A 25717-nucleotide genomic window follows, 5' to 3' on the forward strand; every position below is an offset into this window, starting at 1 on the left:
AGGGGCCGACGGCCATCACGTACGGCCATCGCGTACGTCCCGTGCGGCCGCCCCGTACCTCCTGTGCGGTCCTCGTCACACCCCGCGACTTCCGCTCAACTCCCCGCAGCTCCCGCTCACTCCACCTCGCCCGTCACGATCCGGCCGCTCACCTCGCCCAGTCCCACGCGGGTTCCGCCCGGCCCGGGCGCCCACGCCGAGAACGTCACCACATCCCCGTCCTCCAGGAACGTCCGCTTGCCGTCGGGAAGTTCCAGCGGATCCCGTCCGTTCCAGGTCAGCTCCAGCAGGGACCCGCGCTGCGACAGCTCCGGGCCGCTCACCGTGCCCGAGCCGTACAGGTCGCCGGTCCGCAGCGAGGCGCCGTTCACCGTCATGTGGGCCAGCTGCTGCGCCGCCGTCCAGTACATGGTGGAAAAGGGCGGCTCGGAGACGACATGGCCGTTGATCGCGACGGAGATCCGCAGGTCGTAGCCGCCGGGCTCGTCGCCCGGACCGGCCGTGTCGTCCAGATAGGGCAGCAGCGCATGCGTCCGCTCCGGCGGCGCCACACGCGCGTCCTCCAGGGCGTCCAGCGGGGTGATCCACGCAGCCACCGACGTGGCGAAGGACTTGCCGAGGAACGGTCCGAGGGGAACGTACTCCCACGCCTGGATGTCGCGCGCGGACCAGTCGTTGAGCAGGCACAGCCCGAACACGTACTCCCGGAAGTCGCCGAGTGCCACCGGCGTCCCGCGCTCCGAGGGCGCGCCCACCACGAAGCCGACCTCGGCCTCGATGTCCAGGCGGACGGACGGCCCGAAGTCGGGAGCCGCGTCGGCCGGAGCCTTGCGCTGCCCGGACGGCCGTACGACGTCCGTGCCCGAGACCACCACCGTCCCCGCGCGCCCGTGGTAACCGATCGGGAGGTGCTTCCAGTTCGGCGTCAGCGAGTCCGCCGCGTCCGGGCGGAAGATCTGGCCGACGTTTCGCGCGTGGTTCTCGGAGGCGTAGAAGTCGACGTAGTCCGCTACCTCGAACGGAAGATGGAGCGTCACCGACGACAGCGGGTGCAGGAAGGATCCGATCGCCTCTTGATGCGCCGGCACCGTCACCCACGCCGTCAGCGCGCGCCGCACGTCCGACCAGGCGGTGCGGCCGGCGGCGAGAAGCGGGTTCAGCGAGGGGCGCGCGAGCAGGGAGGCATACGGCGAGCCGAGTGCCAGCGCGGCCGCGCCCGCGTCCAGGACCTGGTCACCGAGCCGGACGCCGACGGTCCGCTGCGTCGAGCCGGCGGTGGAGAACACGCCGTACGGAAGGTTGTGCGGACCGAAGGGGTCACCTTCGGGGACATCGAAGGGGGGCATGGGGTGCTGCCTCGCTCTCGTGTGTTCCTGCTGGTCGTGCCACACGTTACGGCTGAGTTGCCTGTCTTGGGCAGTGTCTAAAGAGTTTGCAATGTCCGAATTAGCCTTGTCAGAGGCTCCAATTCCGGCTTAGCGTCCTTTGGGGGACACGGACGGGGTGGGTCCGGTCCGTAGGGGGGACGCGTGGGGGGACCCGTGGCCAGGAGCAGCAGGCGTGGGCTTTTTGAGGCCGACCGTGATGTGCCCGGCCTGATCGTCAAGTTCGGCGACTATCCGCTGCACCACGGCGGCGTCGGCGCGATCCGCAGCCTGGGCCGCCTGGGCGTGCCGATGTACGCGATCACGGAGGACCGCTACACGCCCGCCGCCTCCTCCCGCTATCTCAAGAAGGCCTTCGTCTGGCCGACCACCGGCACCGAGAATCCCGACCACCTGGTGGAAGGCCTGCTGCGCGTCGGCCGCCGCATCGGCCGTCCCACCGTCCTCGTCCCCACGGACGAGGAGGCAGCCGTACTGATCGCCGAGCACCAGGACGTGCTCAAGAGCTTCTTCCTCTTCCCGCATGTCGAACGGGCCCTGCCGCGCCGCCTCGCAAGCAAGCAGGGCCTGCACGAACTGTGCGTGGAACACGGCATCCCGAGTCCGACCGCCGCCTTCCCGCAGTCGTACGACGACATCGTGGCCTTCGCCGAAAAGGCCCGCTTCCCGGTGGTGGCCAAGAACCGCGAGGCGTTCATGCGGCGCAAGCAGCCCGCGGTGAACGGCACCACGAGGATCTCCACCCGTAGGGGCCTGCTCGCCCTCGCCCGCGACTGGGGCGAGCACCCCGGGGTGATCCTCCAGGAGTACCTGCCGCGGGAGGACGCCGAGGACTGGATCGTGCACGCCTACTTCGACCAGGACTCGACCCCGCTCGCCATGTTCACCGGAGTCAAGGTGCGCTCCTGGCCACCGCACGCGGGCATGACGGCGAACGCCTACGTCGTCGACAATCCGGAACTCGCGGACCTCGCCGCGCGTTTCATCAAACAGATCGGCTTCACCGGCATCATCGACCTCGACCTGCGCTTCGACCGGCGCGACGGGCTGTACAAACTCCTCGACTTCAACCCCCGCATGGGCGCCCAGTTCCGGCTCTTCGAGAACGAGTCGGGGGTGGACGTCGTCCGCGCCATGCACCTGGATCTGACCGGACGCCCCGTTCCGGAGGGGGAACAGCGGGCCGGCCATCGGTACATCGTGGAGAACATCGACCTGCCCGCCCTGCTCGCCTACCGCCGCAGCGGCTATACGACGCCGCACGCACCGGCGCGCGCGAGCGGGACGGAGCTGGCCTGGCTCGCGGGTGACGACCCGCTGCCGTTCGTCACGATGCTCGCCCGCTTCGTGCGGCCTGGCGCGAAGCACCTGTACCAACTGTGGCGGACCAACCGCCGCGGCAGCAGCACCAGTTCGAGCAGCTAGCCGGCAGTATCAGCTGCGAGAGCCGGCCACGAAGTGACGAAGTGATTGTCCTGGGGAGGGACTTCGTGATTCAACCGGTTGCAATCATCGGCGCCGGGCCTTTCGGCCTGTCGACCGCCGCCCATCTGCGAGCGCGCGGCATCCCCGTCCGCGTCTTCGGCGACCCCATGGTCAGCTGGCGCGACCACATGCCCGTCGGAATGCTCCTGAAGTCGACTCCGGTCGCATCCAATTTCGACGCCCCGCAGCAGGGGCACAACCTCGTCGACTACTGCGACGCCGCCGGCATCAAGCGGCTGGTGACGGACGAGGACATCATCCCGGTCGAGACGTTCATCGCCTACGGCGAGTGGTTCCGGCAGAAGCTGGTGCCCGAGCTGGAGCAGGTGCGGGTGGTGTCGGTGGAGCGGAACAAGAGCGGCGGCTTCGAACTGAAGCTGGACTCGGGCGAGTTGTTCACCGCCCGCGCGGTCGTCGTGGCGACCGGCCTGTCCGGTCTGGAGCGCCTGCCGGCCGAGCTCGCCTCGGCCGCGCCGGACGGGCCCACGCCCACGGGCCCGGTCTCCCACAGCTCCCAGCAGCACGACCTCACGCGCTACGCCGGCAAGGACCTGATCGTCGTCGGCGCCGGCCAGTCCGCGCTGGAGACGGCGGCGCTGGCGGCGGAGGCGGGCGCGCAGGTCAGGGTGGTGTCCCGCGGCCGCGGCAGGGTCGCCTTCGGGGCGCCGCCGTGGAAGCAGCCGAAGCTGCGCCCCGAGTCGCCCTTCGGTCGCGCCTGGTCCCTGTGGGCCCTCAGCTACTACCCGCACCCCTACCGCTACCTTCCTGCCGAGGCCCGCCACTATCTGGTGCGGCGCGTCCTCGGCCCGCTCGGTGCCTGGTGGCTGCGCGACCGCTTCGAGGGGAAGGTGCAGGTCAGCGAGGTCGACCGGATCGTGCGCACGGACGCGGCCGACGGCAGCCCGACCCTGACGGTCCGTACGCACGCGGGTGGCCTCCAGAACCTGTCGGCGGACCACGTCATCGCAGCCACCGGATACCGCGTGGACATCGCCGCGATGGACTTCCTCGGTCACGGACTGCGCACACGTCTGGCGGTGAGCCGGGGCGCGCCCAAACTGGGCGCGGGGTACGTCTCCTCGGTCCCGGGCCTGTACTTCACGGGCCTGCCGGCCGCGTCGTCGTACGGCCCCGTGATGCGCTTCGTGTGCGGCACGGAGTTCGCCTCTCCGAGGCTCGCCGCACACCTGGCCTCAGCGCACGGGTAGGCGGGCGCCGCGGACGCCACCGGGCGGTGAAGGGCCCACAAGAACAAAGGAGTTGGCCAAGGACGGCGGTGCACTCCGCGGTCGTCCGGTTCGCGGTGAGTCGGTGGGGCGTCCTGTCCGTATTCTCTGATCATGGCCGCACCCACCGCATATGCACTCATCGCCACCGACCTGGACGGCACGCTGCTCCGAGGCGACGACACGCTGTCCGACCGGTCTCTCGCAGCGCTCGCGCGGGTGGCCGAGGCCGGCGCTCGTCACCTCGTCGTGACGGGCCGGCCGGCGCCCAGAGTGCGGCCGCTCCTGGATGCCCTGGGCAGCAGGGGGCTCGCGGTGTGCGGACAGGGCGCGCAGGTGTACGACGCCGGCGCGGACCGTCTGCTGTGGTCCATCACGCTGGACCAGGAACTGGCCGAGACCGCCCTCGGCAAGATCGAGGCCGAGGTGGGCCAGGTGTACGCGGCCGTCGACCAGGACGGTGTGGAGGGACTCACGCTCATCGAACCGGGCTATCTGATGCCGCACCCGACCCTGCCGGCCGTGCGGGTCGACCGGCGCGACGACCTGTGGTGCGAGCCGATCAGCAAGGTGCTGCTGCGCCATCCCGACCTGTCCGACGACGAGTTGGCGTCGACGGCGCGCTCGGTGGTCGGTTCGCTGGCCACCGTCACCATGTCGGGACCCGGGACCGTCGAACTCCAGCCATGCGGCATCACCAAGGCGACGGGCCTCGCGCTGGCCGCCGCGCACCTGGGACTCGGACCGGAGCGGACGATCGCCTTCGGCGACATGCCCAACGACATCCCGATGTTCGACTGGGCCGCCCACGGCGTCGCCATGGCCAACGCCCATCCCGAACTCAAGGCGGTGGCCGACGAGATCACCTCGTCGAACGAGGACGACGGCATCGCCGTCGTCCTCGAAAGACTTTTCCCAAGCGGGTGATACGGCTCAGTACGCGCCGAACACGTTGTCGATCGACCCGTACCGTGCGGCCGCGTACTTGCAGGCGGCGGTGATGTTGGCGACCGGGTCGTAGGGGTCGTACGCCGTGCCGGGCACGTGGTAGGCGAGGAACGTCGGGTCGATGACCTGCAGCAGCCCCTTGGACGGGGTGCCGGCTACCGCGTTCGAGTCCCAGAGGTTGATGGCGGCCGGGTTGCCCGAGGACTCGCGGATGACGTTGCGGTAAATGCCGTTGTACGTCCCGGGGATGCCGTTCTGTGCCATCACCTGCAGGGAGGCCCGGATCCAGCCGTCGAGGTTGTCGGCGTAGCCCAGGGAGCGGGCGGTGGCCACGGTCGGGGTAGCCGCGGAGGCGCTGGTCGCGCCGATGATCGGGAGGGCGAGAACGGCGGCGCCCGTGCCGATGACGGCGAGCTTGCGGGCGAGGCGCGAGTTCTTGGTGCGGCGGTGCTGAGCGGCAGCAGGCATGGCGAGGTTCCTCTCCGGCGCCTACGAGGTGAGCTGTCGGGTTCGGGCGGGAGTTGCCCGGCCGCGCCGCCCTGCGGCGACGCGACTTCACCCCTAGCCGGTCCGGGACGGTGCCCGGTCCGGCGCTTACCTGGTTCCCCCGCTCCTGCCGTGCGAGTGAGTTCGTCGATGGGTTGTGTCCAGGCGGCGGCAGGATTCGGCGTTCCGCCCGACAGGCCGGGAACGTATGCGAGAGCACATGTCCGGAACAAGTGCCGAATTCACAGATCACGCCTATTGACCTTGGTCTGAGGCATATGGGTCGCTAGATCCTTTGCGGTTGCCAACCTTCAACTTGCGTATGGGTGAAGGGAAAACGACAGAAGCCGGACGGCCGTCGACCCGTGCGATGGCGTGACCCAACTCACTGGCTCCCGCGACAGCGGCAAATCGGGCAATGGGCCCAACTCATAGTCAATCAACTGTCGATGGGATCCGTTTCCTCCAGGTTCGGTGGAAGATCACCTCCCCATCCGCGGTGTACACCACCCCATTAAGGGCGAAAGGTGCACTCTGCCGCATCTGGCCTACCGGGAATCCGGGGTGTCGGACGAGCGTGCCGGCCGCCCGCGCGTGCATCTCCACCGCGAGGACGGAACCTCCCCTGTAGTGCGCGTCGTTGTCATAGCGGTCGCCCGTCGGGCGCACCGTCACGACGACCGCCTTGCACCAGGGTTGTCTCGTAGGGGAAGGATGTCCGGATGTGCGTGCTCATCGCGGTGACCTCGAAGGGCGGGGTGCATGGTGCGCCGAGCCGGCCGGCGGCGACGGAGGCCGGATGGGCGAGGGTGCCGTAGGTCGCGGAGGCGCCGGACATGGTTCCCGCCGGCATACCCAGGCCGTCGTGCCGGAAAGGGTGAGCGCAGACCCTCGGTCGGCCGAAGGGGGCGCGGTCGTCCTCAGGGGACTGCCCGCCGCCGGATTCGATGCCTGTGCCTCTCCGGGACGGGGGCTGCCGCTTCCCTCGGAGGCGACGGGAAACGCCGACAGGCAAGGCGGTGGGCAAGGCGATGGGAGGCGGTGGGGAAGGGGATGAGGAAGTCTGTAGATATCCGGTTATATCAGGTGATCAAAAGCATACCGGTCGTGATCCAATACCGCCCATGGTGGACGGGTGGGCGGCATCGGTGATCGAAAGGTGACCGGATACGCTGACTTGAGTGATGTCAGCGACCTATCGACAAACCGTGTAAGCGCCAGCAGACACCAGCAGACAGGAGACCCCTCGTGACCGTCGTCGGGCCGTTCGGGCTGAGCGTGCGGGACCAGGCTCTGGAAGCCGATGTCCAGGCCGGAATGGCGGCCGTCGAGGAAGGTTTGCTCGAAGCCACCAAGAGTGAGGTCCCCTTCATCACGGAGGCCGCCCAGCACCTGGTGCGGGCGGGTGGGAAGCGGTTCCGCCCGCTGCTGGTGATGCTCGCCGCCCAGTTCGGTGATCCGTACGCCCCCGGGATCGTGCCGTCGGCCGTGGTGGTGGAGCTGACCCATCTGGCGACGCTGTACCACGATGACGTGATGGACGAGGCCGCGGTGCGGCGCGGCGTGGACAGCGCCAACGCCCGCTGGGGCAACTCGGTCGCGGTCCTCACCGGCGACTTCCTGTTCGCGCGCGCCTCGCACATCCTGGCCGACCTGGGCCCCGAGGCGGTCCGGGTTCAGGCGGAGGCGTTCGAGCGGCTGGTCACCGGACAGATCCTGGAGACGGCGGGGCCGCAGGACGGCCGGGACCCGGTCGGCCACTACCTGGACGTGCTGGGGGGCAAGACGGGCTCGCTGGTGGCCGTGTCGTGCCGCTTCGGCGCCATGATGTCGGGCGCCGACGAGACGGTCGTGGACGTGCTGACGCAGTACGGGGAGCGGCTCGGCGTCGCCTTCCAGCTGGCCGACGACGTGCTCGACATCGCCTCCGACTCGCGCGAGTCCGGAAAGACGCCGGGCACCGATCTGCGCGAGGGGATCCCCACCATGCCGGTGCTGCGGCTGCGGGAGCGGGCGGCGCGGCTGGGGCTGGCCGAGGACATCGCCCTGTGCGAGCTGCTGGACTCCGACCTGGGCGACGATGCGCGGCTCGCGGAGGCACTCACGGCGCTGCGCGCGCACCCCGCGCTGGAGCAGGCGCGCCGGGACACCGTGCGTTACGCCGAGGAGGCGCGGGCGGCGCTGGCTCCGCTGCCTGAGTGCGGCGCGCGGCTCGCGCTGATGGAGATGTGCGACGCCGTGGTGCACCGGGCCGGCTGATCTCGCCACTGACCTGCACCTACAGCGGTGTGATGCCCGTCACAGGCCTGGACAAGGCCACCCGGTCCGGCAAGCACCACGGCCTGCTCGCGGACACCGCCGAGATCCTGCGGCTCAACACCCTCGGCGGAGCCGCCCCGTCCGGCTCCTGCTCACCGGGCGCGATCGTCCGCGTCCCCTACCAGGCGGACTACGTGTTCCTGCAGAGCTGATCGAGTAGTTGACACCGCCTCACCAGGGCGGCGCTTCCCTCGTGACCCCTACGGGTCGGGGGAGGCGCCGCCCGCTCGTGTCATACCCCAGGAGTACGCGGAGTTGCCTCCCGGGTCTGACGCTTCTTCCTGGCCGATTTGGTGAGATGGAAACCACGGAAAACACCACTCCTCACCGATTCGGGTGAGAATGGCGGCTCGGGGTGGACAACAAGAGCACGAGAGTTGGACAAGCCGCCGCCGACGACGGAGGTAGTGCACACATGGCACCGTACGAATCCGACGACAGTACGACCGCCGGGGAGGCCGACGACCTGCGCGCGGGCCGGCGCAAGGCCGCGCGGTACGTGGTCCCGGTCGCGGTGGTGGGGGTGGCGGCGGCGACCATCGGCCTCGTCCCGGCCCTCGCCAGCTCCGGCGACCCCGACCTGCCGAAGATCAGCGCACAGCAACTCATCGACAAGATCGCCAAGTCGGACGTGCAGCAGATGTCCGGCACGGTGAAGATCAGCACGGATCTGGGACTGCCGGACCTCGGCGGTCTCGAGAGCAGCCTGACGTCCGGCGCCGCGGGGTCGGGTGACGGCTCGTCCGCCGACCCGTCATCCAAGCTCACGGAGCTTGCCACCGGTACCCACACCCTGCGTGTCGCGGCCGACGGCCCGGACCGCCAGAAGGTGTCGCTGCTGGAGCACGCGGCGGAGTACAGCCTCATCCACAACGGCAAGGACGTCTGGGGCTACGACAGTCAGTCGAACGAGGTCTACCACGCGACCTCCGCCGGCAGTGCGGGCGCGAAGCAGAAGGAAGACGTCCCCGCCACGCCCAAGGGCCTTACCGAGGAAGCCCTGAAGTCGGTCGACGACACCACGTCGGTGACCGTCCAGGGGACCGCCCAGGTCGCGGGCCGTGACGCGTACCGGCTGGTCGTCAAGCCGAAGCAGTCCGGTTCGACGGTCGGTCAGATCACCGTGGCCGTGGACTCGAAGACCGGGCTGCCGCTGAAGTTCACGCTGACCCCGTCGAGCGGTGGCGCCGCGGTCATCGACGCCGGCTTCACCCAGGTCAGCTTCGCCAGGCCGAGTGCCTCGACCTTCGACTTCACCGTGCCCAAGGGCGCGAAGGTCACCGAGGACAGCAAGGCCGAGCATGGAAGGAAGGCCGAGCACGGGAGCCGGGCCGAGCACGGGAGCAAGGGCAGCGACAAGGCTCCGAAGCCGGACGAGGGCCTCGCCAAGGGTCTCGACGGGCTGAACGTCATCGGCAAGGGCTGGAACTCCATCGCCACCTTCGACACCGGCGGCCAGGGCATGCCCTCCGGCTCCGAGGCCGGCGGCGGCGCCGTCGGCGGCTTCCTCGACTCGCTCGGCGACAAGGTCTCAGGCAAGTTCGGCTCGGGCACGGTCTTCAAGACCCGCCTGATCAACGCCCTGATGACCGACGACGGCAAGGTCTACGTCGGCGCGGTGAACAAGGACGCGCTGGTGAAGGCGGCGAACGCGGGCTAGCCGGGAACCTTGCGCGGCGGCCACTCATACTCACTGTGTGTAACCGCCGCACGAGGTCGTACGAGCATGAATCGAGGGAGCCGATGGACGAGCCGTCCGCCGCGGAGCCGGAACAGAGCGAGCCGGGTGACAGCGTCATCGCCACCCGGGCGCTCACCAAGCGCTACCGAGGCGGACAGCTCGCCGTCGACGGCCTGGACCTGACCGTCCCGGCGGGCAGCGTCTTCGGCTTCCTCGGTCCGAACGGCTCGGGCAAGACCACCACCATCCGCATGCTCATGGGCCTCATCGAGCCCACCTCGGGCACAGCACATGTGCTCGGCCGGCCCATGCCACGGGCCTCGCGCGCCGTGCTCCCGCACGTCGGCGCCCTCATCGAGGGACCCGCCCTGTACGGCTTCCTCTCCGGGCGCGACAACCTCCTTCGCTACGACGCCGCCGACCCGACCGCCGATCCGCGCACCCGGCGCATCCGCGTCACGGCGGCGCTGGAGCGAGTGGGCCTGGCGGCTGCGGCCGGCAAGAAGGCAAAGGCGTACTCGCTGGGTATGAAACAGCGGCTCGGCCTCGCGGCCGCGCTGCTGCAGCCGCGCAAACTGCTCGTGCTCGACGAGCCGACCAATGGGCTGGACCCGCAGGGAATGCGCGAAATCCGTTCCCTGATCCGGGAGTTGGCCTCCGACGGCACGACCGTCTTCCTCTCCTCCCACCTTCTCGACGAGATCGAGCAGGTCTGCACCCATGCCGCGGTGATGGCGCAGGGGCGCCTGATCACCCAGGGTGCCGTGGTCGACCTGGCGGCGGGGGCGCGCGGCCGGCTGGTCGTCACCACCCCCGACACCGTGGACGCGGCCCGCGTCCTGAAGGAGCAGGGCGCCGCCGATGTCGTCACCGCCGAGGACCGGGTGACCGCCGAGCCCCCGGACGGCGACCTCGCCGAGGTGAACGCCGCGCTGGTGACGGCCGGTGTCCGCGTTCGCGGCTTCGGCGTGGAGCGGGCCTCCCTGGAGGACGCGTTCGTGGCACTGACGGGGGAGGGCTTCGATGTCGCAGGCTGAAGCGATCCGCGCTCCACGGCCGCTGTGGACCTTCGGGCTGCTGCGCAGCGAGCTGCTCACCACGTTCCGGCGCTGGCGCACGCTCGCGCTGCTGGCCGTGCTGGCGGCCGTGCCGATCCTGGTCGGGATCGCCGTCAAGATCGAGACGAGCGACGGTTCGTCCGCGGGCGGGGACCGGGGTGGCGGCGGGGGCCCGGCGTTCATCTCGCAGATCACCAACAACGGACTGTTCCTGGTCTTCACCGCGCTGGCCGCGACGCTCCCGTTCTTCCTGCCGATGGCGATCGGGGTCGTCGCGGGCGACGCGATCGCCGGAGAGTCGAACTCGGGCACCCTGCGCTATCTCCTGGTCGCCCCCGCAGGCCGCACCCGCCTACTGCTCACCAAGTACGCGACGGTGATGACCTTCTGCCTGGTCGCCACCCTCGTGGTCGCGGTCTCGGCGCTGACGGTCGGAGCGGTTCTCTTCCCGCTCGGCGACCTGACGACCATCTCCGGCACACAGATCAGCTTCGGCGAGGGCCTGGCCAGAGCCCTGCTGATCGCCCTGATCGTCGCCGTGTCCCTCATCGGCGTCGCGGCACTCGGCCTGTTCGTCTCGACGCTGACCGGCAGCGGCATCGCGGCGATGGCGACCACCGTCGGACTGCTGATCACCGTCCAGATCCTCGACCAGATCCCCCAACTCCATGCGATACAGCCGTACTTCTTCTCCCACTACTGGCTGTCCTTCGCCGACCTGATGCGCGAGCCGATCTACTGGGACGACCTGGTGAAGAACCTCGAACTGCAGGCCCTGTACGCGGCGGTGTTCGGCTCGGCGGCCTGGGCGCGGTTCACGGCGAAGGACATCACGGCATAGGGCTCAGCCGACCTGGTGCGGGAAGCGGGCGAGCGGCGCCTCCCGGGTGAAGAAGGTCTTGGCGCGGGCCAGGGCGTCGGTGTCGTTCAGTACGTCACCACGCCTGCTGCCGTTGCCGAGGAGTACCCCTCCGAAGCGCATCCCCAGATAGGCGGCCGAGTTGTTGAGCGCGCCGACCAGCGGTTCGGCGACCGTCGGCTCGTGGTCCGCGAGCGCGGTGACGCCCCAGAGCGTGCTGCCGGCCATGGTCGCCTTGAAGTCGATGCCGGGGGTGCGCAGCCATCCCGACCAGTAGTCGAGGTAGCGCTTGGTGAGGCCGGACAGCGAGTACCAGTACAGCGGCGAGGCGATCACGACGTCGGTGGCCGCCAGTGTGGCGTCGAGCAGGAGCGCCGGGGCGGTTCCGGTGGGCGGGTGCACATGGTCGTGGTCGCGTCGAAGGTCCAGGAAGTCGGGCAGCGGATGCTCGGCAAGGCTGATCCACTGCTGCTCGACATCCCGCGGGAGCTGCTCGGCGGCCCGGCGAGCGAGCAGCTCGGTGTTGCCGTCGGTGCGGCTGCTGCCCAGGACGAACAGGAAACGGCGGTGGGTCATGAGGTCCCCCAGATGATCGGCGTGATCGGCATGATGGGCGCAGAGCAATTACAAGCACCTGCATTATATGCGCACGCAACTATATGTCCAGGGGATGCCAGAGGGTGCCGGAGCCTCAGCTCCTGCCCCGTTACCTGTGCCGCGTGGTCGCCCCGGTGAGGCGGGCCAGCGCCGCCGTCTCGCGCGGCGGCGTTCCGTTCAGGTCGCCGAGACGCCAGTCGGGCACCCAGGGCACGCGGTACACGTCGATGTGCGACTCGATCTGCCGGACCTGCTTCTCGAGCGGCCGCGGCAGCCGCCCCGGCGCGTCCGCGACGAGTACGACGGCGTCGAGGTCGAGTCCGGGCGGAGCCTGCCCGAGCCGGAACAGCTCCAGGGCGCGCAGGACGGCCGCCAGCCCGGAGGCGTGCGTACGGGCGACGAGCAGGACGGACCGAGGGGCCTCGGGGCCGGGCCAGTCACGGCCGCAGTCGTGGCCGCCGTAGACGGTGGTGAGCGTGGAGACGCCGGCGCCGCCGTGTGTGCCGACCCAGGAGTAGTGCCGGGCGGTCGCGGCGGAATGGGCGGGCTCGCTGTGTCCCGGCTCCGGTACGGTGACCGGGCCGCGGATCCATATCTCCGGTCCCTGCTGCACGTCCGTGCGCATGCCCGCTCTCCTTCCTCGCCATGCCCACCGATTGTCATGGCCCGGATTCGGTCACACGACCGGGTGCGATCTCCTGGGACGAGTCTGTGACGCCACGGTGACGTGAGAACCAGGAGCGACCGGAGAGACTACTCAACAGTACGTGCAAGGCCGGAGCTTGACGCCGGGGGAGGGGAATCCCGACGGCGGGAGGGAGCACCATGGAATCCGGACGCGCTGTCCGCCGACTCCCCGACGCATCCGAGTGAGGGAACCGATGTCTCGACTCAGCCGCGAGAAGAAGCGGGATCAGAACCGAGCCGCGGGCGCGGCGGCCTTCGTGACGGCACCGATCGACGTCCGCGTCCCCGCGGCCGGCGCGGTCGGCGCGTGGGTCGGCGGCGTGCCGGTCGCCGCGGCCGCCGGCGAGGAGATCCAGCAGGCCGTCCTGAACCACCTCCAGCGCATCGCCCTCGCCACGGGCAACCCCGTCCATGCGGCGGTCCACGACGAGCGGATCGGTTACGTCGTACACCTTCGGGTGGAGACGGACGGGGCCAGCAGTTTCACGGGGGAACCCGTAGGGATGACTGCTCCTGCGGGAGAGCCGCGGGACGTGGCGAAGGGCCTGCCCGCCCTCCCTCCTGTGCCCTCCCCGCCACCAGCACTGTCCCCGCCCCGGTCCCTGCCGCCGTCCCCGCCGTCGGCGCCGGCCCTACCGCCCGCGCCGCCCGCGTCGGTGCCGGCCCTGTCGCCCGCGCCGTCCCCGTCGCCCGCCGTGCCGGAGGGTTCCCCCGCGGAGCCGGTGGCCTCGTCCACCGAGCCGCCGGCGGCCCCCGCAGCTGTGGAACCGGGGCAGCTTGAGGAGCCGCCCCGGCGTGACAAGCCGACGCATCTCCTTGGGGCGACGCAGGAACCCGTGCGGGAGACCGCCCCGACCTTCCCGCTGCGGGCTGTCTCGGAGCCGCTGCCGCTGGGTGAGAACGTGCCGACATTCCCCCTGCGGGCCGTCCCGGAGCCGTCGGACGGTAGGGGAGGGGTGGCGCAGGCGCAGACGTTCGCGCTGCGCGCCCTGCCGGAGCCGCCCGCGGACAGAGCCCCCGGCACGGTCGTGGCGCCGACGGGCGAGTTCGGCCCGCCCCCGCCGATGGACGGGGTGCCGCAGCGTGGCCTCGAACCCGAGGACGCACCCGCACCCCGTCGGCAACCCGCACGGGACCGCTCGGCCGGTTCCCTCCTCTTCGTCCCCCCGGACCCGGCCCTCGACCCCGACCCCAAGCCCACCCCGGCTCGCGGCTTCGACGCCGTGGCCGAGGCGGTCCTCGGCGACGAACCGCCGACCACGCCCGGCTTCCTCGCGGAGCCGATGGCGCAGATCAACGAGGCCGTGAAGGCGGGGCGGACAGAGACGGCGGCGGGACTGGCCGAGAGCGCGGTCGGGGAGGCGTCGGCGGTGCTCGGACCGGAGCACACCGAGGTGCTCCGACTGCGCGAACTCACCGCGTACATCGCCTACTTGGCTGGTGACCCGATCCGTTCCTTCCGGCTCTCGCTCGACCTCGCCCGGATCCGCCGTCGCACCCGGGACGCGGAGGCGGCCTACGGCAACGTCCAGAGCGCGGCCTCCGCCTGGCGTGCCGTGCGCGATCCGCAGCAGGGCCTGGACCTGGGCCGCGAACTGATCGGCCTGTGGACCGAGCTCACGGCCGAGGACGGCCCGGCCGCCGACGACATCGAGCAGCTGGAGTCGGCCCGCGCCCGCATGGGCCGGCTCACGGAACGCGCCCGCAAGTCGGCCCAGTCGCGGATGAGTTGACCGTACGCCCGATGGGTCGACCGGACGCAGGATGGGCCGGCCGTACGCCCGATGGGTCGACCGGACGCAGGATGAGCCGACCGGAGGCCCGAAGGAGCCACCGTAGGCCCGATGAGTTGAACGGCTGCGCGGACGTTAGGAGGACAGCTCCCACAGCGCTTGCGCGATGGCGTCGCTGTTGTGGTCCAGCGCGGTGCTGTCGATGTTGGACGCGGTGTCGCAGGACGCGTGATAGCAGCGGTCGAAGGCTCGCCCCGACGTGCCGCCCCACTTGGCCGCCTGGGCAGCCGTCTTGATGTAGTCGGCGCCGCTGAACAGCCCGCCCACCGGAACGCCCGCGTTCTTGAACGGCGCGTGGTCGGAGCGTCCGTCGCCCTCGGTCTCGGGCTCGGTGGCGATACCGAGGCCGGTGAAGTAGTCCTTGAACGTCTTCTCGATCGCCGGGTCGTCGTCGTAGACGAAGTAGCCGGGGTTGGGCGAGCCGATCATGTCGAAGTTCAGATAGTCGCTGATCTTCGAACGGTTCGCGGTGGAGAGGCTGTTGACGTAGTAACGGGAGCCGACCATGCCCAGCTCCTCCGCGCCCCACCAGGCGAACCGCAGGTGCTTGGCGGGCTTGTAGCCGGCCCGCGACACGGCGAGCGCGGACTCCAGGATGCCGGCCGAGCCGGAGCCGTTGTCGTTGATGCCGGGCCCGGCGGTGACGCTGTCCAGATGGGACCCGGCCATGACGACCTGGTTGGTGTCGCCGCCCGGCCAGTCGGCGATCAGGTTGTAGCCGGTGCTGCCCGAGGACGTGAACTGCTGGACGGTGGTGGTGAATCCGGCCGCGTCCAGTTTGGCTTTCACATAGTCGAGCGAGGCCTTGTAGCCGGCCCGGCCGTGCGCGCGATTGCCGCCGTTGGCGGTGGCGATGGACTGCAGTTGGGCGAGGTGGGCCTTGACGTTGGCCACGGAGATGTCGGGCGCGGCGGCGGCCGCCGATGCGGGTGTCGCAGCGGGTGCCGCGCCGGCTATGGATCCACCGGTCAGGAGCATGACAGCCGAAACGGTGACGGCCGCCGTCGCACGCCCGGAAACGGAGAGCTTCATGTGGGGGGCTCCGAAGTCCTTCGATCGAACAGGGTCCCCGGATGGTGAAGCTTTGACCAACTAGGAGTCAAGGGCGTTATCAGGACAGCGGGTTCGTATAACGGAGCATCCGGAGTTCCGGCCGCCCCTCGGGACACGTCCTGCGCTCACCTACTGCACACAGAACTCGTTGCCCTCCGGATCCGCCATCACCACCCACTCCCCGCCCGCCTCCTCGACCCGGCGCAGCACACTCGCCCCGAGCCCCTCCAGCCGTTCGACCTCCCCGTCCCGGCGCCCGTCTCCGGGATGCAGATCGAGATGGAGCCGGTTCTTCACGGTCTTCGCCTCCGGCACCCGCTGGAACAGCAGCCGCCGCCCGAGACCGGTTCCGCTGTCCTGGTCGTAGGGATCGTCCGGATGCCGTACGGCGATCAGGTCCCGGAAGGCCGGGCGGCCCTGGAAGTCGAGCGTGGCCGCGGCGGGCAGGGCGCCGAGCTTCAGCAGCCGCTCGATGAGCGCGCTGTTGTCCTCGACCTCGTACCGGAGCGCGGCGCTCCAGAACTCGGCCTGCGCATGCGGGTCGGCGGAGTCGATGACGAGCTTCCAGTGCACGGGAGTCTGTGTCATGGACCACTTATAGCTGTCGGGCACATTTCTCAGCGCCACCCGCATCGGTCAGGCGTCCACCACGGCCGCCGCCGTGTCCACCCGCGGCGTCCTGACCTCGGCCCGCACGCTGCGCGCGGCGCGCCACGCGTCCCACGTCAGCAGGCACAGGGCCGCCCACACCAGCGTGAACCCGGCCCACCGCTCCACCGGCATCGCCTCATGGAAGTACAGAATCCCGAGCACGAACTGGAACAACGGCGCCAGATACTGAAGCAACCCCAGCGTCGACAACGGCACCCGGATCGCCGCGGCCCCGAAGCAGACCAGAGGCAACGCGGTCACCACCCCGGTCGCCGCGAGCAGCGTCCCGTGCCCCACCCCGCCGGCCGTGAAGGTCGACTCACCCCGCGAGGCCAGCCACAGCAGGTAGGCGACCGCGGGCAGGAACTGGATCGCGGTCTCCGCGGCCAGCGACTCGATCCCGCCGAGACCGACCTTCTTCTTCACCAGCCCGTACGTGGCGAACGAGAAGGCGAGCGTGAGCGAGGTCCACGGCGGCTTCCCGTACCCCACCGCGAGCACGACCACCGCAGCGAACCCGGTCCCGACCGCCACCCACTGCACGGGCCGCAGCCGCTCCTTCAGGAGCAGCACGCCCATCGCGATGGTGACCAGCGGATTGATGAAGTACCCGAGCGAGGCCTCGACCACATGTCCGCTGTTGACGGACCAGATGTACACGCCCCAGTTGACGGTGATGACCGCCGCGGCGACCGCGACGAGCGCCAGCCTGCGCGGCTGCCGAAGCAACTCGCCGGCCCAGGCCCAACGCCGTGTCACCACGAGCGCGACGCCCACGAAGGCGAGGGACCAGGCCATCCGGTGGGCGAGGATCTCGATCGCTCCGGCGGGCTTCAGAAGGGGCCAGAAGAGGGGTACGAGGCCCCACATCCCGTATGCCGCAAAGCCGTTCAGCAGCCCTATGTGCCGCTCGCCCCTCGCCTTCCCGGTCACGGGCTCCTCCTCGCCTCGTCGCGCATGCCTGCCAGGCAGAAGGTAACGCCGAGCGCCCCCGCCTGTCATGTCCGTATCGCCATACGGTCATGACAGGCGGGGGTGTGCCCGGAGCGAGCGTCAGCCCTTGACCGCCACCGCGATCGCGTCGGCGAGCGGCGTGGTCGGCCGGCCGGCCAGCCGGGACAGGTCGCCGGAGGAGACGACCAGCTCGCCCTTCTCGATGGAGGCGTCCACGCCCGCGAGGATCGCGGCGAGCGGACCGGGCAGCCCGGCGCCGGCCAGGATCCCGGTGAAGGTCTCGACGGAGACGGGGCTGTACGCGATCTCCTTGCCGGTCTGCCTGCTGAGCTCGGCCGCGTACTCGGCGAAGCTCCACGCCTCGTCGCCGCCCAGCTCGTACGTCTTGTTCTCGTGCCCCTCGCCGGTCAGAACGGCGACGGCGGCGGCCGCGTAGTCGGCGCGCGAGGCGGAGGAGACCCGGCCCTCGCCGGCGGCCTGGACGACGGCGCCGTGCTCGAGCGCGGGGGCCAGGTTCTCGGTGTAGTTCTCGTGGTACCAGCCGTTGCGCAGCAGCGCGTAGGGCACGCCCGAGGCGAGGAGGACCTCCTCGGTGGCGCGGTGGTCGTCGGCGAGCGCGGCGGTCAGGGTGCCGGGGGCGCTGGTGTAGGCGAGCAGGGCGACACCGGCGGCCTTCGCGGCCTCGATGACCACCGTGTGCTGGCCGACGCGGCCCTTGTCGAACTCGTTACCGGAGATGAGTAGCACCTTGTCGCCGGCCGAGAGGAGGCTGCCGAAGGTCTCAGGGGCGTTGTAGTCGGCGACCGCGATCTGCACGCCGCGCGCGGCGAAGTCGGCGGCCTTCGCCCTGTCGCGCACGACGGCGGTGATCTGGTCGGCCGGAACCTTCTCCAGCAGCTGCTCAACGACGTGGCGGCCGAGGTTTCCGGTGGCGCCGGTGACGACGATGCTCATGATTCACAACTCCTTGTGGGGTGCGTATGACACTTACCTTAGGTGGTGCGCTAACTCTTTGAAAGTACCCACTTTGAAGTAAGGTACTGGCATGACAGTAAGTACCGCAGGTGACGGGACCGCAAGTGCCGCGAAGTACGACACCGGCGAGGCGATGTGCCCTCATCGCCTCGTCCTGGAGCACCTCACCAGCCGCTGGGGCGTCCTGGTCCTGATCGAACTCCTCGACCGCGCCTACCGCTTCAGCGAACTGCGCCGGGCCATCGGCCGGGTCAGCGAGAAGATGCTCACGCAGACCCTGCAGACCCTGGAGCGCGACGGCCTGGTGCACCGCGACGCCAAGCCGGTGATCCCCCCGAGGGTCGACTACTCCCTCACCGACCTGGGCCGGGAGGCGGCGCAGCAGGTGCGTGCCCTGGCGACATGGACCGAGCGGCGGATGGGGGAGGTACAGAAGGCGCGCGAGGTGTACGACGCCGCGAAAGCGCGGGGCTGAGCAGCGCCGGGGCCCTCCAGCGGCAGCGTCGACGCCCTCCAGCGGCAGCGTCGACGCACTCCGGCGAAGGAGTGGCGCAGGCGCTCGCCGGGCACACACCAGACAGGGCGTCGGTTGACATGAGCGGTTCGTCCACCCATGCGCCCCCTCTCCGCCTCCCGTGCCGTCTTGATCCGCCCGGCATCCTGGGGGCGGGCGCTGTGCCCAACCGCGCGCGGGTCCTCGTGCCGCCCACGAGGTCATCGACCGGTGCGCGGACGCCTACTCGGGGGTTCGCATTGGCCACACAGAATCCGGACGCGCGAAGGATCGGTTCTGCAGGACGGCCCCGGGCCGGCCGGACCCGCGTCCCCTTTCCCCGCCAGGCCTGGCGGCGCCGCCAGGAGGAACTGGCCCTGGACCTCCTGGGCGAACTCACCCGGCTCACCGACGAGATTCGCCATGCCAACCTGATCCAGTTGCATCGCATCACCGCCGCGCAGGTGGATCACGCCATGGCGGATCCCGCGTTGGCGTCGGCCATGAGCACGCTGGACAGCGTGTCGCACAGCAAGCGACGGCAGGTGTTGTTCGCCAACCGTGAATACGGCGCGATCGTGCTCGGCCATCGCATCGGTGCCTACGACTGGGACGAACTGATCGGCCACTTGCGGATCCTCGCCCGGAACGAGGTGTTCAAGGAGTACTGGCAAGCGACCGTCGAGCACCGTCGGAGTGTTCCGCACCAGAGCCTTGAGGCGAGGGTGGGCCGGGCGGTCGACGTGATCATGGAGGAGCTCGGGGAGGGCCCCGAGGAGTGGTGGGTCGTGGGTCCGAGGCCGGACACCGACCCGTCCGGGTGACCGTACGAAGCCGGCAGTGTTTGAGGTACCGTCTGTTCGTTTGGGGCTGAGGGGCCCAGAGTTGGGGCCTGGTAAGGAAGAGGTCACCTCAGTGCCAAGCAATGAGTTCCGGTCCGTCCACATCACTCGCCGCCTCGGGGACACGCCCCGTCAGCGCGGATCCATGACGGGCGAGTCGTGCCCGGATCTCTTCGAGTTGAGTGACGGTGCCTTCGCGGTGATCGGAACCGACCGGACCGAAGAACTGGACGCACTGCTTCCGGCGGATGCCGCCCGCGCCGACTACGAGCGCATCGTCGTCATCACCCGAGACACCCTCCTCCGCGCCAAGAGAGACATTCCCGACGCGTGAGACGGAAGGGCCCGGATACGCAACACGCATCCGGGCCCTTTCCGTGTCGGGTTTCCGTGAAGGGCCCCTTGTCAGGTTGGTGAAGGGTCCCTTGTCAGGTTTCCGTGTCGGGCCGTCAGCCGACGACCGTCCAGGCGTCCCCGCCCGTCAGCAGCGCCGCCAGGTCGCCTTTGCCGTTCTGCTCGATCGCGGTGTCGAGCTGGTCGGCCATCTGCGTGTCGTAGACCGGCCGGTCCACGGACCGGAGCACACCGATCGGGGTGTGGTGCAGGGTGTCCGGGTCGGCCAGCCGGGACAGCGCGAAGGCCGTGGTCGGCGACGGGGAGTGGGCGTCGTGGACCAGAATCCGGGACTCGTTGTCCGCGGTCACGTCGACCACCTTCAGGTCACCGGTCACCGCGTCCCGTACGACACCGCGCGAACCGTCCGCCCCGAAGCGGATCGGCTTCCCGTGCTCCAGCCGGATCACCGCCTCCTCGGCCTGCTGCTTGTCCTTGAGGGCGTCGAACGCGCCGTCGTTGAAGATGTTGCAGTTCTGGTAGATCTCGACCAGCGCGGTACCGGTGTGCGCGGCCGCCTCCCGCAGGACCGACGTGAGGTGCTTGCGGTCCGAGTCGATTGTCCGGGCCACGAAGGACGCCTCCGCGCCGAGGGCCAGGGACACCGGGTTGAAGGGCGCGTCCAGTGAGCCCATCGGCGTCGACTTGGTGATCTTGCCGACTTCCGAAGTGGGGGAGTACTGGCCCTTGGTGAGGCCGTAGATCCGGTTGTTGAACAGCAGGATCTTGAGGTTGACGTTGCGGCGCAGGGCGTGGATCAGGTGGTTGCCGCCGATGGACAGCGCGTCGCCGTCACCGGTGACCACCCAGACGCTCAGGTCCCGACGGCTGGTGGCGAGTCCGGTGGCGATGGCGGGGGCCCGTCCGTGGATGGAGTGCATGCCGTACGTGTTCATGTAGTACGGGAAGCGGGACGAGCAGCCGATGCCGGAGACGAAGACGATGTTCTCCTTGGCGAGACCCAGCTCCGGCATGAAGCCCTGGACGGCCGCCAGGATCGCGTAGTCACCGCAGCCGGGGCACCAGCGCACTTCCTGATCGGACTTGAAGTCCTTCATGGACTGGCGGGCCTCGGCCTTGGGGACGAGCGAGAGCGCCTCGATCGTGCCCGTGCCTTCCGTGGACGTCTCAGCCATCGATGGCCTCCTTGAGAGCCGTGGCGAGCTGCTCAGCCTTGAACGGCATGCCGTTCACCTGGTTGTACGAGTGGGCGTCCACCAGGTACTTCGCCCGGATCAGCGTGGCGAGCTGGCCGAGGTTCATCTCGGGGATCACCACCTTGTCGTAACGCTTCAACAACGTGCCGAGATTCCGCGGGAACGGGTTGAGGTGACGCAGATGGGCCTGTGCGACGGACTCGCCGGCCGCGCGCAGCCGCCGTACCGCCGCCGTGATCGGTCCGTATGTCGAACCCCAGCCGAGCACCAGCATGCGCGCCTCGTGCGGATCGTCGACCTCGAGATCCGGTACGTCGATGCCGTCGATCTTGGCCTGCCGGGTGCGCACCATGAAGTCGTGGTTGGCGGGGGCGTAGGAGATGTTGCCCGTGCCGTCCTCCTTCTCGATGCCGCCGATACGGTGCTCCAGGCCGGGCGTGCCGGGGATGGCCCAGGGGCGGGCGAGCGTCTGGGGATCGCGCTTGTACGGCCAGAAGACCTCGGTGCCGTCGTCCAGGGTGTGGTTCGGTCCCTGCGCGAACTGCACGGTCAGGTCCGGGAGTTCGTCGAGTTCGGGGATGCGCCAGGGCTCGGAGCCGTTGGCCAGGTAGCCGTCGGAGAGCAGCATCACCGGGGTGCGGTACGTCAGCGCGATCCGCGCCGCCTCCATGGCCGCCTCGAAGCAGTCGGCCGGGGTCCTGGGCGCGATCACGGGGACGGGCGCCTCGCCGTTGCGGCCGAACATGGCCTGCAGCAGGTCCGCCTGCTCGGTCTTGGTGGGCAGGCCGGTGGACGGGCCGCCACGCTGGATGTCGATGACGAGGAGCGGCAGCTCCAGGGAGACGGCGAGCCCGATGGTCTCGCTCTTGAGTGCCACCCCCGGGCCGGAGGTCGTCGTCACCCCGAGCGAGCCGCCGAAGGCCGCGCCCAGCGCCGCGCCGATGCCGGCGATCTCGTCCTCGGCCTGGAAGGTCCGTACGCCGAAGTTCTTGTGCTTCGACAGCTCGTGCAGGATGTCCGAGGCCGGGGTGATCGGGTACGAGCCCAGGAACAACGGCAGGTCCGCCTGGCGAGACGCGGCGATCAGCCCGTAGGACAGCGCGAGGTTCCCCGAGATGTTGCGGTAGGTCCCCGGCGGGAAGGCGGTGGCGGCCGGCGCGACCTCGTAGGAGACCGCGAAGTCCTCGGTCGTCTCGCCGAAGTTCCAGCCGGCCCGGAAGGCGGCGAGGTTCGCCTCGGCGATCTCGGGTTTCTTCGCGAACTTGGCCCGCAGGAACTTCTCGGTCCCCTCGGTGGGCCGGTGGTACATCCACGACAGGAGCCCCAGCGCGAACATGTTCTTGCTGCGCTCGGCCTCCTTGCGGCTGAGGTCGAACTCCTTGAGCGCCTCGACCGTGAGGGTCGTCAGCGGCACCGGATGCAGGCTGTAGCCGTCGAGCGAGCCGTCCTCCAGGGGGGAGGCGGTGTATCCGACCTTCTGCATCGCCCGTTTGGTGAACTCGTCCGTGTTGACGATGATCTCCGCGCCGCGCGGCACGTCGGCGAGGTTCGCCTTCAGGGCGGCGGGGTTCATGGCGACCAGCACGTTCGGTGCGTCGCCCGGGGTGAGGATGTCGTGGTCGGCGAAGTGCAGCTGGAAGGACGAGACGCCCGGCAGGGTTCCGGCAGGGGCCCGGATCTCGGCGGGGAAGTTGGGAAGGGTGGAGAGATCATTGCCGAAGGACGCGGTCTCGGAGGTGAAGCGGTCGCCGGTGAGCTGCATACCGTCACCGGAGTCTCCCGCGAACCGGATGATCACCCGGTCCAGCCTTCGTACGTCCTTTGTTCCGCCCGGCCCCCGCTGCTCTCCGACGACGGTTCCGTCTGCCTGCTCCGCTGTCCTGCTGACCTGGCTGGTCACTGAACTGGACCTCCCTCGAGGCGGCTGTCTGGGACCGGCCCTCCCGCAGGCCCTCCCAGGATCAACCCTACGTCGGTTAGGGTCGCCTTCCTGTGGCCATTCGCATCATGGACACAGTTTTGAGACGATGTGACGCCCTGACTTGTCATGATTTCTCGCCCCCCGGCGCTTCCCTTGAAGGCGCTCCCCGTAATTGTTCGGTTCTATGGCTGGACGGACGCTGGACTGACGGCTGAACGGGCTGTTGCTGACGCGCTGAACGGTTTGCTGCCGACTCGTGGAACGGGCTGCTGTTGACTCGCTGTTACTGACTCAGTGTCAGCCCGTCACGAGTTCAGATAGGTGAGGACCGCAAGAACACGCCGGTGATCCCCGTCACTCTGGGACAGTCCGAGCTTCAGGAAGATGTTGCTGACGTGCTTCTCGACGGCACCGTCGCTGACCACGAGCTGTCGAGCGACGGCCGAATTGGTCCGCCCCTCGGCCATGAGCCCCAGCACCTCCCGCTCCCGGGGCGTCAGCCCGGCCAGTACGTCCTGCTTACGGCTGCGCCCGAGCAGCTGCGCGACCACCTCGGGGTCCAGCGCGGTACCACCCTGGGCCACCCGCACCACCGCGTCCACGAACTCGCGCACCTCGGCGACCCGGTCCTTGAGCAGGTAGCCGACCCCATGACTCGACCCGGCCAGCAGCTCGGTGGCGTAGCGCTCCTCCACGTACTGCGACAGCACGAGCACGCCGAGCCCCGGATGTGCCTTCCGTAGCTGCACCGCGGCCCGCACCCCTTCGTCGGTGTGCGTCGGCGGCATCCGCACGTCGGCGACCACGACGTCGGGCAGCTCGCCCTGCGCGTCCAGCTCGGTGATGGTCTTGATCAACGCTTCCCCGTCGCCGACCCCGGCGACCACGTCGTGCCCTCGGTCGGTCAACAGCCGGGTCAGTCCCTCCCTGAGCAGTACTGAATCCTCGGCGATGACCACGCGCACCCTGTCCTCCACGATCTCCGGCCCCCCAGCCCGACTCCAACTGCCGGTAGTCCAGCATTCCAGCATTCGGACCGGGTCGCCCCTGACCAACAGGAATCAACGCGAATATGTGCACTGCGCGGCGGGTTCCGGCCCCTCGGGAACTTCAGGGTCACGGGTTGCTCATGCAGGGTGACGGAGTGTTGATCTTCAGGTGGGTCGGTGGGTCGGTGGGTCGGTGGGTCGGTGGGTCGGTGAGTGGGGGAGTGGGTGGGGAGACGAGGATGTTGAGGCGGAACCGCCAGAAGGCGCCGGGCGCCCTCTGGCGGAGGTGTGAGTGGCGTGGCGGGCAAACGGCTGTCGTCAGACCAGCGCCCGCTCACCCCGCCAGGGCAACTCCGCGGTGACCCGAGTGGGACCGCCCACCGGCGAATCCACCACCAGGATCCCGTCCACCGCGTCCAACCGCTCCGTGAGCCCCCCGAGCCCGGACCCGCCGGCGGTATCCGCGCCCCCCACCCCGTTGTCCACGACCTGCACCATCAGCCGGTCCTCCACCCGCCACACATCCACCGCCGCCCACGTGGCCCGCGCATGCTTGCTGATGTTCTGCAGCAGCTCGGAGACGGTGAAGTAGGCGATGCCCTCGATGGCCGGCGCCGGCCGCTCCGCCAGATCCACCTCCACCTGAACCGGCACGGTGCACCGCGAGGCAACGGCCGACAGCGCCGCGTCCAGGCCCCGGTCCGTCAGCACCGCCGGATGAATTCCGCGAGCCAGATCCCGCAGCTCCTGCAAGGCCGTCTTCACCTCGCCGTGCGCCTCGCCGACCATCCGCGCGGCCGCCGCCGGATCCTCCGTGAGCTTCTCCTTCGCCAGCCCCAGATCCATGGCCAACGCCACCAGACGGGCCTGTGCCCCGTCGTGCAGATCCCGCTCGATCCGCCGTAGGTCCGCTGCCGCCGTGTCCACCACGACCCCCCGGTCCGACTCCAGCTCCACCACCCGCGTCGCCAGCCGCGACGGCCCGAGCAGCCCGTGCACCATCAGCCGGTCCACCATCGTCAGCGCCCGTACGATCCACGGTGTGGCCAGCGTGAACAGCAGCCCCACCAGCGCGGTGACGGTGATCTCGAACGGGTTGTCCAGATAGATGCTGTGGCTGCCGTCGCCGTACAGCTGAAGCCCGTCCTGGCCGCCGTACATCGGGAAGAGCCAGAACCAGAGCGGATACGTGAGCAGCGCCCACCCGTACGCCCAGAAGTTCACGGCGACCACGAACGAGAACACCGACCAGGGGAACTGCAGCAGCGCGTACAGCAGCGTCCGCCACGACGTGCCGCTCTTCAGCACCGCGCCCATCCAGGCCATCACGCCGGGCTTCTTCATCCGCAGTGGCTCGGGGTCGGCCACGTCCAGGCCCAGCAGCCCGCGTGCCCGCGCCCGCTCCATCGCCCCCAAGCCCCGGCAGCCCGCCAGCCCGGCCGCCAGCACCGGAATGCCGAGGAACGTCACCAGCAGACCCGCCCCGAGCGACAGCATCGTGACGGCGTACACGAACGTCAGGACGCCGATCGGCAGGCCCAGCAGCACATATCCGAACTCGCGCCAGCTGCGCCCCTCGAAGGGTGCCCGCAGCCCGACGGGCAGCCGGCGCCGCCGGTCGACGAGCCCGGGCCCGTCGTCGTAACCGAGCCCGTCGTCGTAACCGTGCCCGTGCCCGTAGCCCTGTCCGTACTCCGTGGCCATCGACGTCGTCCGTTTCTACTCGTCCTTCTAGCCGTGCGGCTGTCCTGTCGTACCTCCACAC

25 protein-coding genes and 1 riboswitch are annotated in these 25717 nt (G+C 69.7%); of the genes, 12 read left to right on the forward strand and 13 right to left on the reverse strand.

From position 1 onward, the window contains the following. Window positions 1-116 precede the first annotated feature (116 nt). Complete coding sequence (gene fahA, locus OOK07_RS25850) at window positions 117-1346, reverse strand: fumarylacetoacetase (protein WP_266798785.1); 1230 nt, start codon at window positions 1344-1346, stop codon at window positions 117-119. 195 nt (window positions 1347-1541) lie between these two features. Here fahA and OOK07_RS25855 point away from each other — a divergent pair, with 195 nt between their 5' ends. The 3 genes from OOK07_RS25855 (at window position 1542) to OOK07_RS25865 (ending at window position 5023) form a co-directional block, all read left to right on the forward strand. Beyond that, window positions 1542-2810 (forward strand): carboxylate--amine ligase, encoded by a 1269-nt coding sequence (locus OOK07_RS25855; RefSeq protein WP_266798787.1) that lies wholly within the window; start codon window positions 1542-1544, stop codon window positions 2808-2810. A gap of 65 nt (window positions 2811-2875) precedes the next feature. Further along, on the forward strand, window positions 2876-4078 hold the full coding sequence (locus OOK07_RS25860; RefSeq protein WP_266683187.1) for an NAD(P)-binding domain-containing protein: 1203 nt from the start codon (window positions 2876-2878) through the stop codon (window positions 4076-4078). 132 nt (window positions 4079-4210) lie between these two features. Continuing rightward, window positions 4211-5023, forward strand: coding sequence for an HAD family hydrolase (locus OOK07_RS25865; protein ID WP_266683189.1), 813 nt, complete (start codon window positions 4211-4213; stop codon window positions 5021-5023). Window positions 5024-5029: 6 nt separating this feature from the next. On the opposite strand, the gene OOK07_RS25870 is transcribed toward OOK07_RS25865, so the two are convergent. Both OOK07_RS25870 and OOK07_RS25875 read right to left on the reverse strand, forming a co-directional pair. Further along, a complete protein-coding gene (locus tag OOK07_RS25870; RefSeq protein ID WP_266683190.1) occupies window positions 5030-5512 on the reverse strand; it encodes a transglycosylase SLT domain-containing protein in 483 nt (160 codons plus the stop codon). Window positions 5513-5515: 3 nt separating this feature from the next. Next, a riboswitch (cyclic di-AMP (ydaO/yuaA leader) is annotated at window positions 5516-5690 on the reverse strand. Window positions 5691-6173: 483 nt separating this feature from the next. Beyond that, window positions 6174-6368: a hypothetical protein gene (locus tag OOK07_RS25875; protein WP_266798790.1), complete on the reverse strand. Its 195-nt coding sequence runs from the start codon at window positions 6366-6368 to the stop codon at window positions 6174-6176. Window positions 6369-6778: 410 nt separating this feature from the next. On the opposite strand from OOK07_RS25875, the gene OOK07_RS25880 reads away from it, so the two are divergent. The 5 genes from OOK07_RS25880 (at window position 6779) to OOK07_RS25900 (ending at window position 11429) form a co-directional block, all read left to right on the forward strand. Further along, on the forward strand, window positions 6779-7789 hold the full coding sequence (locus OOK07_RS25880; RefSeq protein WP_266683193.1) for a polyprenyl synthetase family protein: 1011 nt from the start codon (window positions 6779-6781) through the stop codon (window positions 7787-7789). Between the two features lie 32 nt (window positions 7790-7821). Further along, complete coding sequence (locus OOK07_RS25885) at window positions 7822-8001, forward strand: DUF3455 domain-containing protein (protein ID WP_266798792.1); 180 nt, start codon at window positions 7822-7824, stop codon at window positions 7999-8001. A gap of 263 nt (window positions 8002-8264) precedes the next feature. Continuing rightward, window positions 8265-9509 carry a LolA family protein gene (locus tag OOK07_RS25890; RefSeq protein ID WP_266683195.1) on the forward strand — a complete coding sequence of 415 codons (1245 nt, stop codon included), beginning with the start codon at window positions 8265-8267 and terminating at the stop codon, window positions 9507-9509. Between the two features lie 83 nt (window positions 9510-9592). Further along, the gene (locus OOK07_RS25895) at window positions 9593-10567 is read left to right on the forward strand and encodes an ABC transporter ATP-binding protein (RefSeq protein WP_266683196.1); all 975 of its coding nucleotides are present in this window, start codon (window positions 9593-9595) and stop codon (window positions 10565-10567) included. Next, window positions 10554-11429 (forward strand): ABC transporter permease, encoded by an 876-nt coding sequence (locus tag OOK07_RS25900; protein ID WP_266683198.1) that lies wholly within the window; start codon window positions 10554-10556, stop codon window positions 11427-11429. The genes OOK07_RS25895 and OOK07_RS25900 overlap by 14 nt, the downstream gene beginning before the upstream one ends. A 3-nt stretch (window positions 11430-11432) precedes the next feature. Here OOK07_RS25900 and OOK07_RS25905 read toward each other — a convergent pair whose 3' ends face one another. Then, entirely contained in the window at window positions 11433-12023 is a 591-nt protein-coding gene (locus OOK07_RS25905; protein WP_266683199.1) for a flavodoxin family protein, read from the reverse strand. Between the two features lie 130 nt (window positions 12024-12153). Beyond that, window positions 12154-12669: a DUF6668 family protein gene (locus OOK07_RS25910; RefSeq protein ID WP_266683201.1), complete on the reverse strand. Its 516-nt coding sequence runs from the start codon at window positions 12667-12669 to the stop codon at window positions 12154-12156. 256 nt (window positions 12670-12925) lie between these two features. Between OOK07_RS25910 and OOK07_RS25915 the strand changes: the two genes are divergently transcribed. After that, window positions 12926-14464, forward strand: a complete 1539-nt coding sequence (locus tag OOK07_RS25915) for a tetratricopeptide repeat protein (protein ID WP_266798795.1) — start codon at window positions 12926-12928, stop codon at window positions 14462-14464. Between the two features lie 135 nt (window positions 14465-14599). Here the strand turns inward: OOK07_RS25915 and OOK07_RS25920 are convergent, their stop codons facing one another. The 4 genes from OOK07_RS25920 to OOK07_RS25935 form a co-directional block, all read right to left on the reverse strand. Further along, window positions 14600-15556 (reverse strand): M28 family metallopeptidase, encoded by a 957-nt coding sequence (locus tag OOK07_RS25920; RefSeq protein WP_266798797.1) that lies wholly within the window; start codon window positions 15554-15556, stop codon window positions 14600-14602. A gap of 150 nt (window positions 15557-15706) precedes the next feature. Beyond that, window positions 15707-16165, reverse strand: a complete 459-nt coding sequence (locus tag OOK07_RS25925) for a VOC family protein (protein WP_266798800.1) — start codon at window positions 16163-16165, stop codon at window positions 15707-15709. Window positions 16166-16213: 48 nt separating this feature from the next. Next, entirely contained in the window at window positions 16214-17161 is a 948-nt protein-coding gene (gene rarD, locus OOK07_RS25930) for an EamA family transporter RarD (protein WP_266798802.1), read from the reverse strand. 120 nt (window positions 17162-17281) lie between these two features. After that, entirely contained in the window at window positions 17282-18136 is an 855-nt protein-coding gene (locus OOK07_RS25935) for an SDR family oxidoreductase (RefSeq protein WP_266798804.1), read from the reverse strand. 91 nt (window positions 18137-18227) lie between these two features. On the opposite strand from OOK07_RS25935, the gene OOK07_RS25940 reads away from it, so the two are divergent. From OOK07_RS25940 to OOK07_RS25950, 3 genes are all read left to right on the forward strand, one after another. Beyond that, on the forward strand, window positions 18228-18632 hold the full coding sequence (locus tag OOK07_RS25940; protein WP_266798806.1) for a winged helix-turn-helix transcriptional regulator: 405 nt from the start codon (window positions 18228-18230) through the stop codon (window positions 18630-18632). 278 nt (window positions 18633-18910) lie between these two features. Beyond that, window positions 18911-19474: a DUF6082 family protein gene (locus tag OOK07_RS25945; protein ID WP_266798808.1), complete on the forward strand. Its 564-nt coding sequence runs from the start codon at window positions 18911-18913 to the stop codon at window positions 19472-19474. Between the two features lie 163 nt (window positions 19475-19637). Then, complete coding sequence (locus OOK07_RS25950; protein ID WP_266519542.1) at window positions 19638-19826, forward strand: hypothetical protein; 189 nt, start codon at window positions 19638-19640, stop codon at window positions 19824-19826. 115 nt (window positions 19827-19941) lie between these two features. Here OOK07_RS25950 and OOK07_RS25955 read toward each other — a convergent pair whose 3' ends face one another. The 4 genes from OOK07_RS25955 to abrC2 form a co-directional block, all read right to left on the reverse strand. Continuing rightward, window positions 19942-21021 carry a 2-oxoacid:ferredoxin oxidoreductase subunit beta gene (locus tag OOK07_RS25955; protein ID WP_266798810.1) on the reverse strand — a complete coding sequence of 360 codons (1080 nt, stop codon included), beginning with the start codon at window positions 21019-21021 and terminating at the stop codon, window positions 19942-19944. Then, window positions 21014-22942 carry a 2-oxoacid:acceptor oxidoreductase subunit alpha gene (locus OOK07_RS25960; RefSeq protein WP_266798812.1) on the reverse strand — a complete coding sequence of 643 codons (1929 nt, stop codon included), beginning with the start codon at window positions 22940-22942 and terminating at the stop codon, window positions 21014-21016. Before OOK07_RS25960 ends, OOK07_RS25955 begins: the two co-directional genes overlap by 8 nt. Before the next feature lie 326 nt (window positions 22943-23268). Continuing rightward, on the reverse strand, window positions 23269-23928 hold the full coding sequence (abrC3, locus tag OOK07_RS25965) for a response regulator AbrC3 (protein ID WP_323182986.1): 660 nt from the start codon (window positions 23926-23928) through the stop codon (window positions 23269-23271). Window positions 23929-24270: 342 nt separating this feature from the next. Then, window positions 24271-25656, reverse strand: a complete 1386-nt coding sequence (abrC2, locus tag OOK07_RS25970; protein ID WP_266798816.1) for a sensor histidine kinase AbrC2 — start codon at window positions 25654-25656, stop codon at window positions 24271-24273. Between the last annotated feature and the right edge of the window lie 61 nt (window positions 25657-25717).

It is taken from the genome of Streptomyces sp. NBC_00078 (assembly GCF_026343335.1).
GTDB lineage: Bacteria > Actinomycetota > Actinomycetes > Streptomycetales > Streptomycetaceae > Streptomyces.

Excerpts from the sequence above, each read along its gene's own strand:
- fahA (WP_266798785.1), bottom strand. The coding sequence starts at position 1,346 with ATGCCCCCCTTCGATGTCCCCGAAGGTGACCCCTTCGGTCCGCACAAC.
- OOK07_RS25865 (WP_266683189.1), top strand. The coding sequence starts at position 4,211 with ATGGCCGCACCCACCGCATATGCACTCATCGCCACCGACCTGGACGGC.
- OOK07_RS25870 (WP_266683190.1), bottom strand. The coding sequence starts at position 5,512 with ATGCCTGCTGCCGCTCAGCACCGCCGCACCAAGAACTCGCGCCTCGCC.
- OOK07_RS25875 (WP_266798790.1), bottom strand. The coding sequence starts at position 6,368 with ATGTCCGGCGCCTCCGCGACCTACGGCACCCTCGCCCATCCGGCCTCC.
- OOK07_RS25885 (WP_266798792.1), top strand. The coding sequence starts at position 7,822 with ATGCCCGTCACAGGCCTGGACAAGGCCACCCGGTCCGGCAAGCACCAC.
- OOK07_RS25890 (WP_266683195.1), top strand. The coding sequence starts at position 8,265 with ATGGCACCGTACGAATCCGACGACAGTACGACCGCCGGGGAGGCCGAC.
- OOK07_RS25895 (WP_266683196.1), top strand. The coding sequence starts at position 9,593 with ATGGACGAGCCGTCCGCCGCGGAGCCGGAACAGAGCGAGCCGGGTGAC.
- OOK07_RS25900 (WP_266683198.1), top strand. The coding sequence starts at position 10,554 with ATGTCGCAGGCTGAAGCGATCCGCGCTCCACGGCCGCTGTGGACCTTC.
- OOK07_RS25905 (WP_266683199.1), bottom strand. The coding sequence starts at position 12,023 with ATGACCCACCGCCGTTTCCTGTTCGTCCTGGGCAGCAGCCGCACCGAC.
- OOK07_RS25910 (WP_266683201.1), bottom strand. The coding sequence starts at position 12,669 with ATGCGCACGGACGTGCAGCAGGGACCGGAGATATGGATCCGCGGCCCG.
- OOK07_RS25915 (WP_266798795.1), top strand. The coding sequence starts at position 12,926 with ATGTCTCGACTCAGCCGCGAGAAGAAGCGGGATCAGAACCGAGCCGCG.
- OOK07_RS25920 (WP_266798797.1), bottom strand. The coding sequence starts at position 15,556 with ATGAAGCTCTCCGTTTCCGGGCGTGCGACGGCGGCCGTCACCGTTTCG.
- OOK07_RS25925 (WP_266798800.1), bottom strand. The coding sequence starts at position 16,165 with ATGACACAGACTCCCGTGCACTGGAAGCTCGTCATCGACTCCGCCGAC.
- OOK07_RS25935 (WP_266798804.1), bottom strand. The coding sequence starts at position 18,136 with ATGAGCATCGTCGTCACCGGCGCCACCGGAAACCTCGGCCGCCACGTC.
- OOK07_RS25940 (WP_266798806.1), top strand. The coding sequence starts at position 18,228 with ATGACAGTAAGTACCGCAGGTGACGGGACCGCAAGTGCCGCGAAGTAC.
- OOK07_RS25950 (WP_266519542.1), top strand. The coding sequence starts at position 19,638 with ATGACGGGCGAGTCGTGCCCGGATCTCTTCGAGTTGAGTGACGGTGCC.
- OOK07_RS25955 (WP_266798810.1), bottom strand. The coding sequence starts at position 21,021 with ATGGCTGAGACGTCCACGGAAGGCACGGGCACGATCGAGGCGCTCTCG.
- abrC2 (WP_266798816.1), bottom strand. The coding sequence starts at position 25,656 with ATGGCCACGGAGTACGGACAGGGCTACGGGCACGGGCACGGTTACGAC.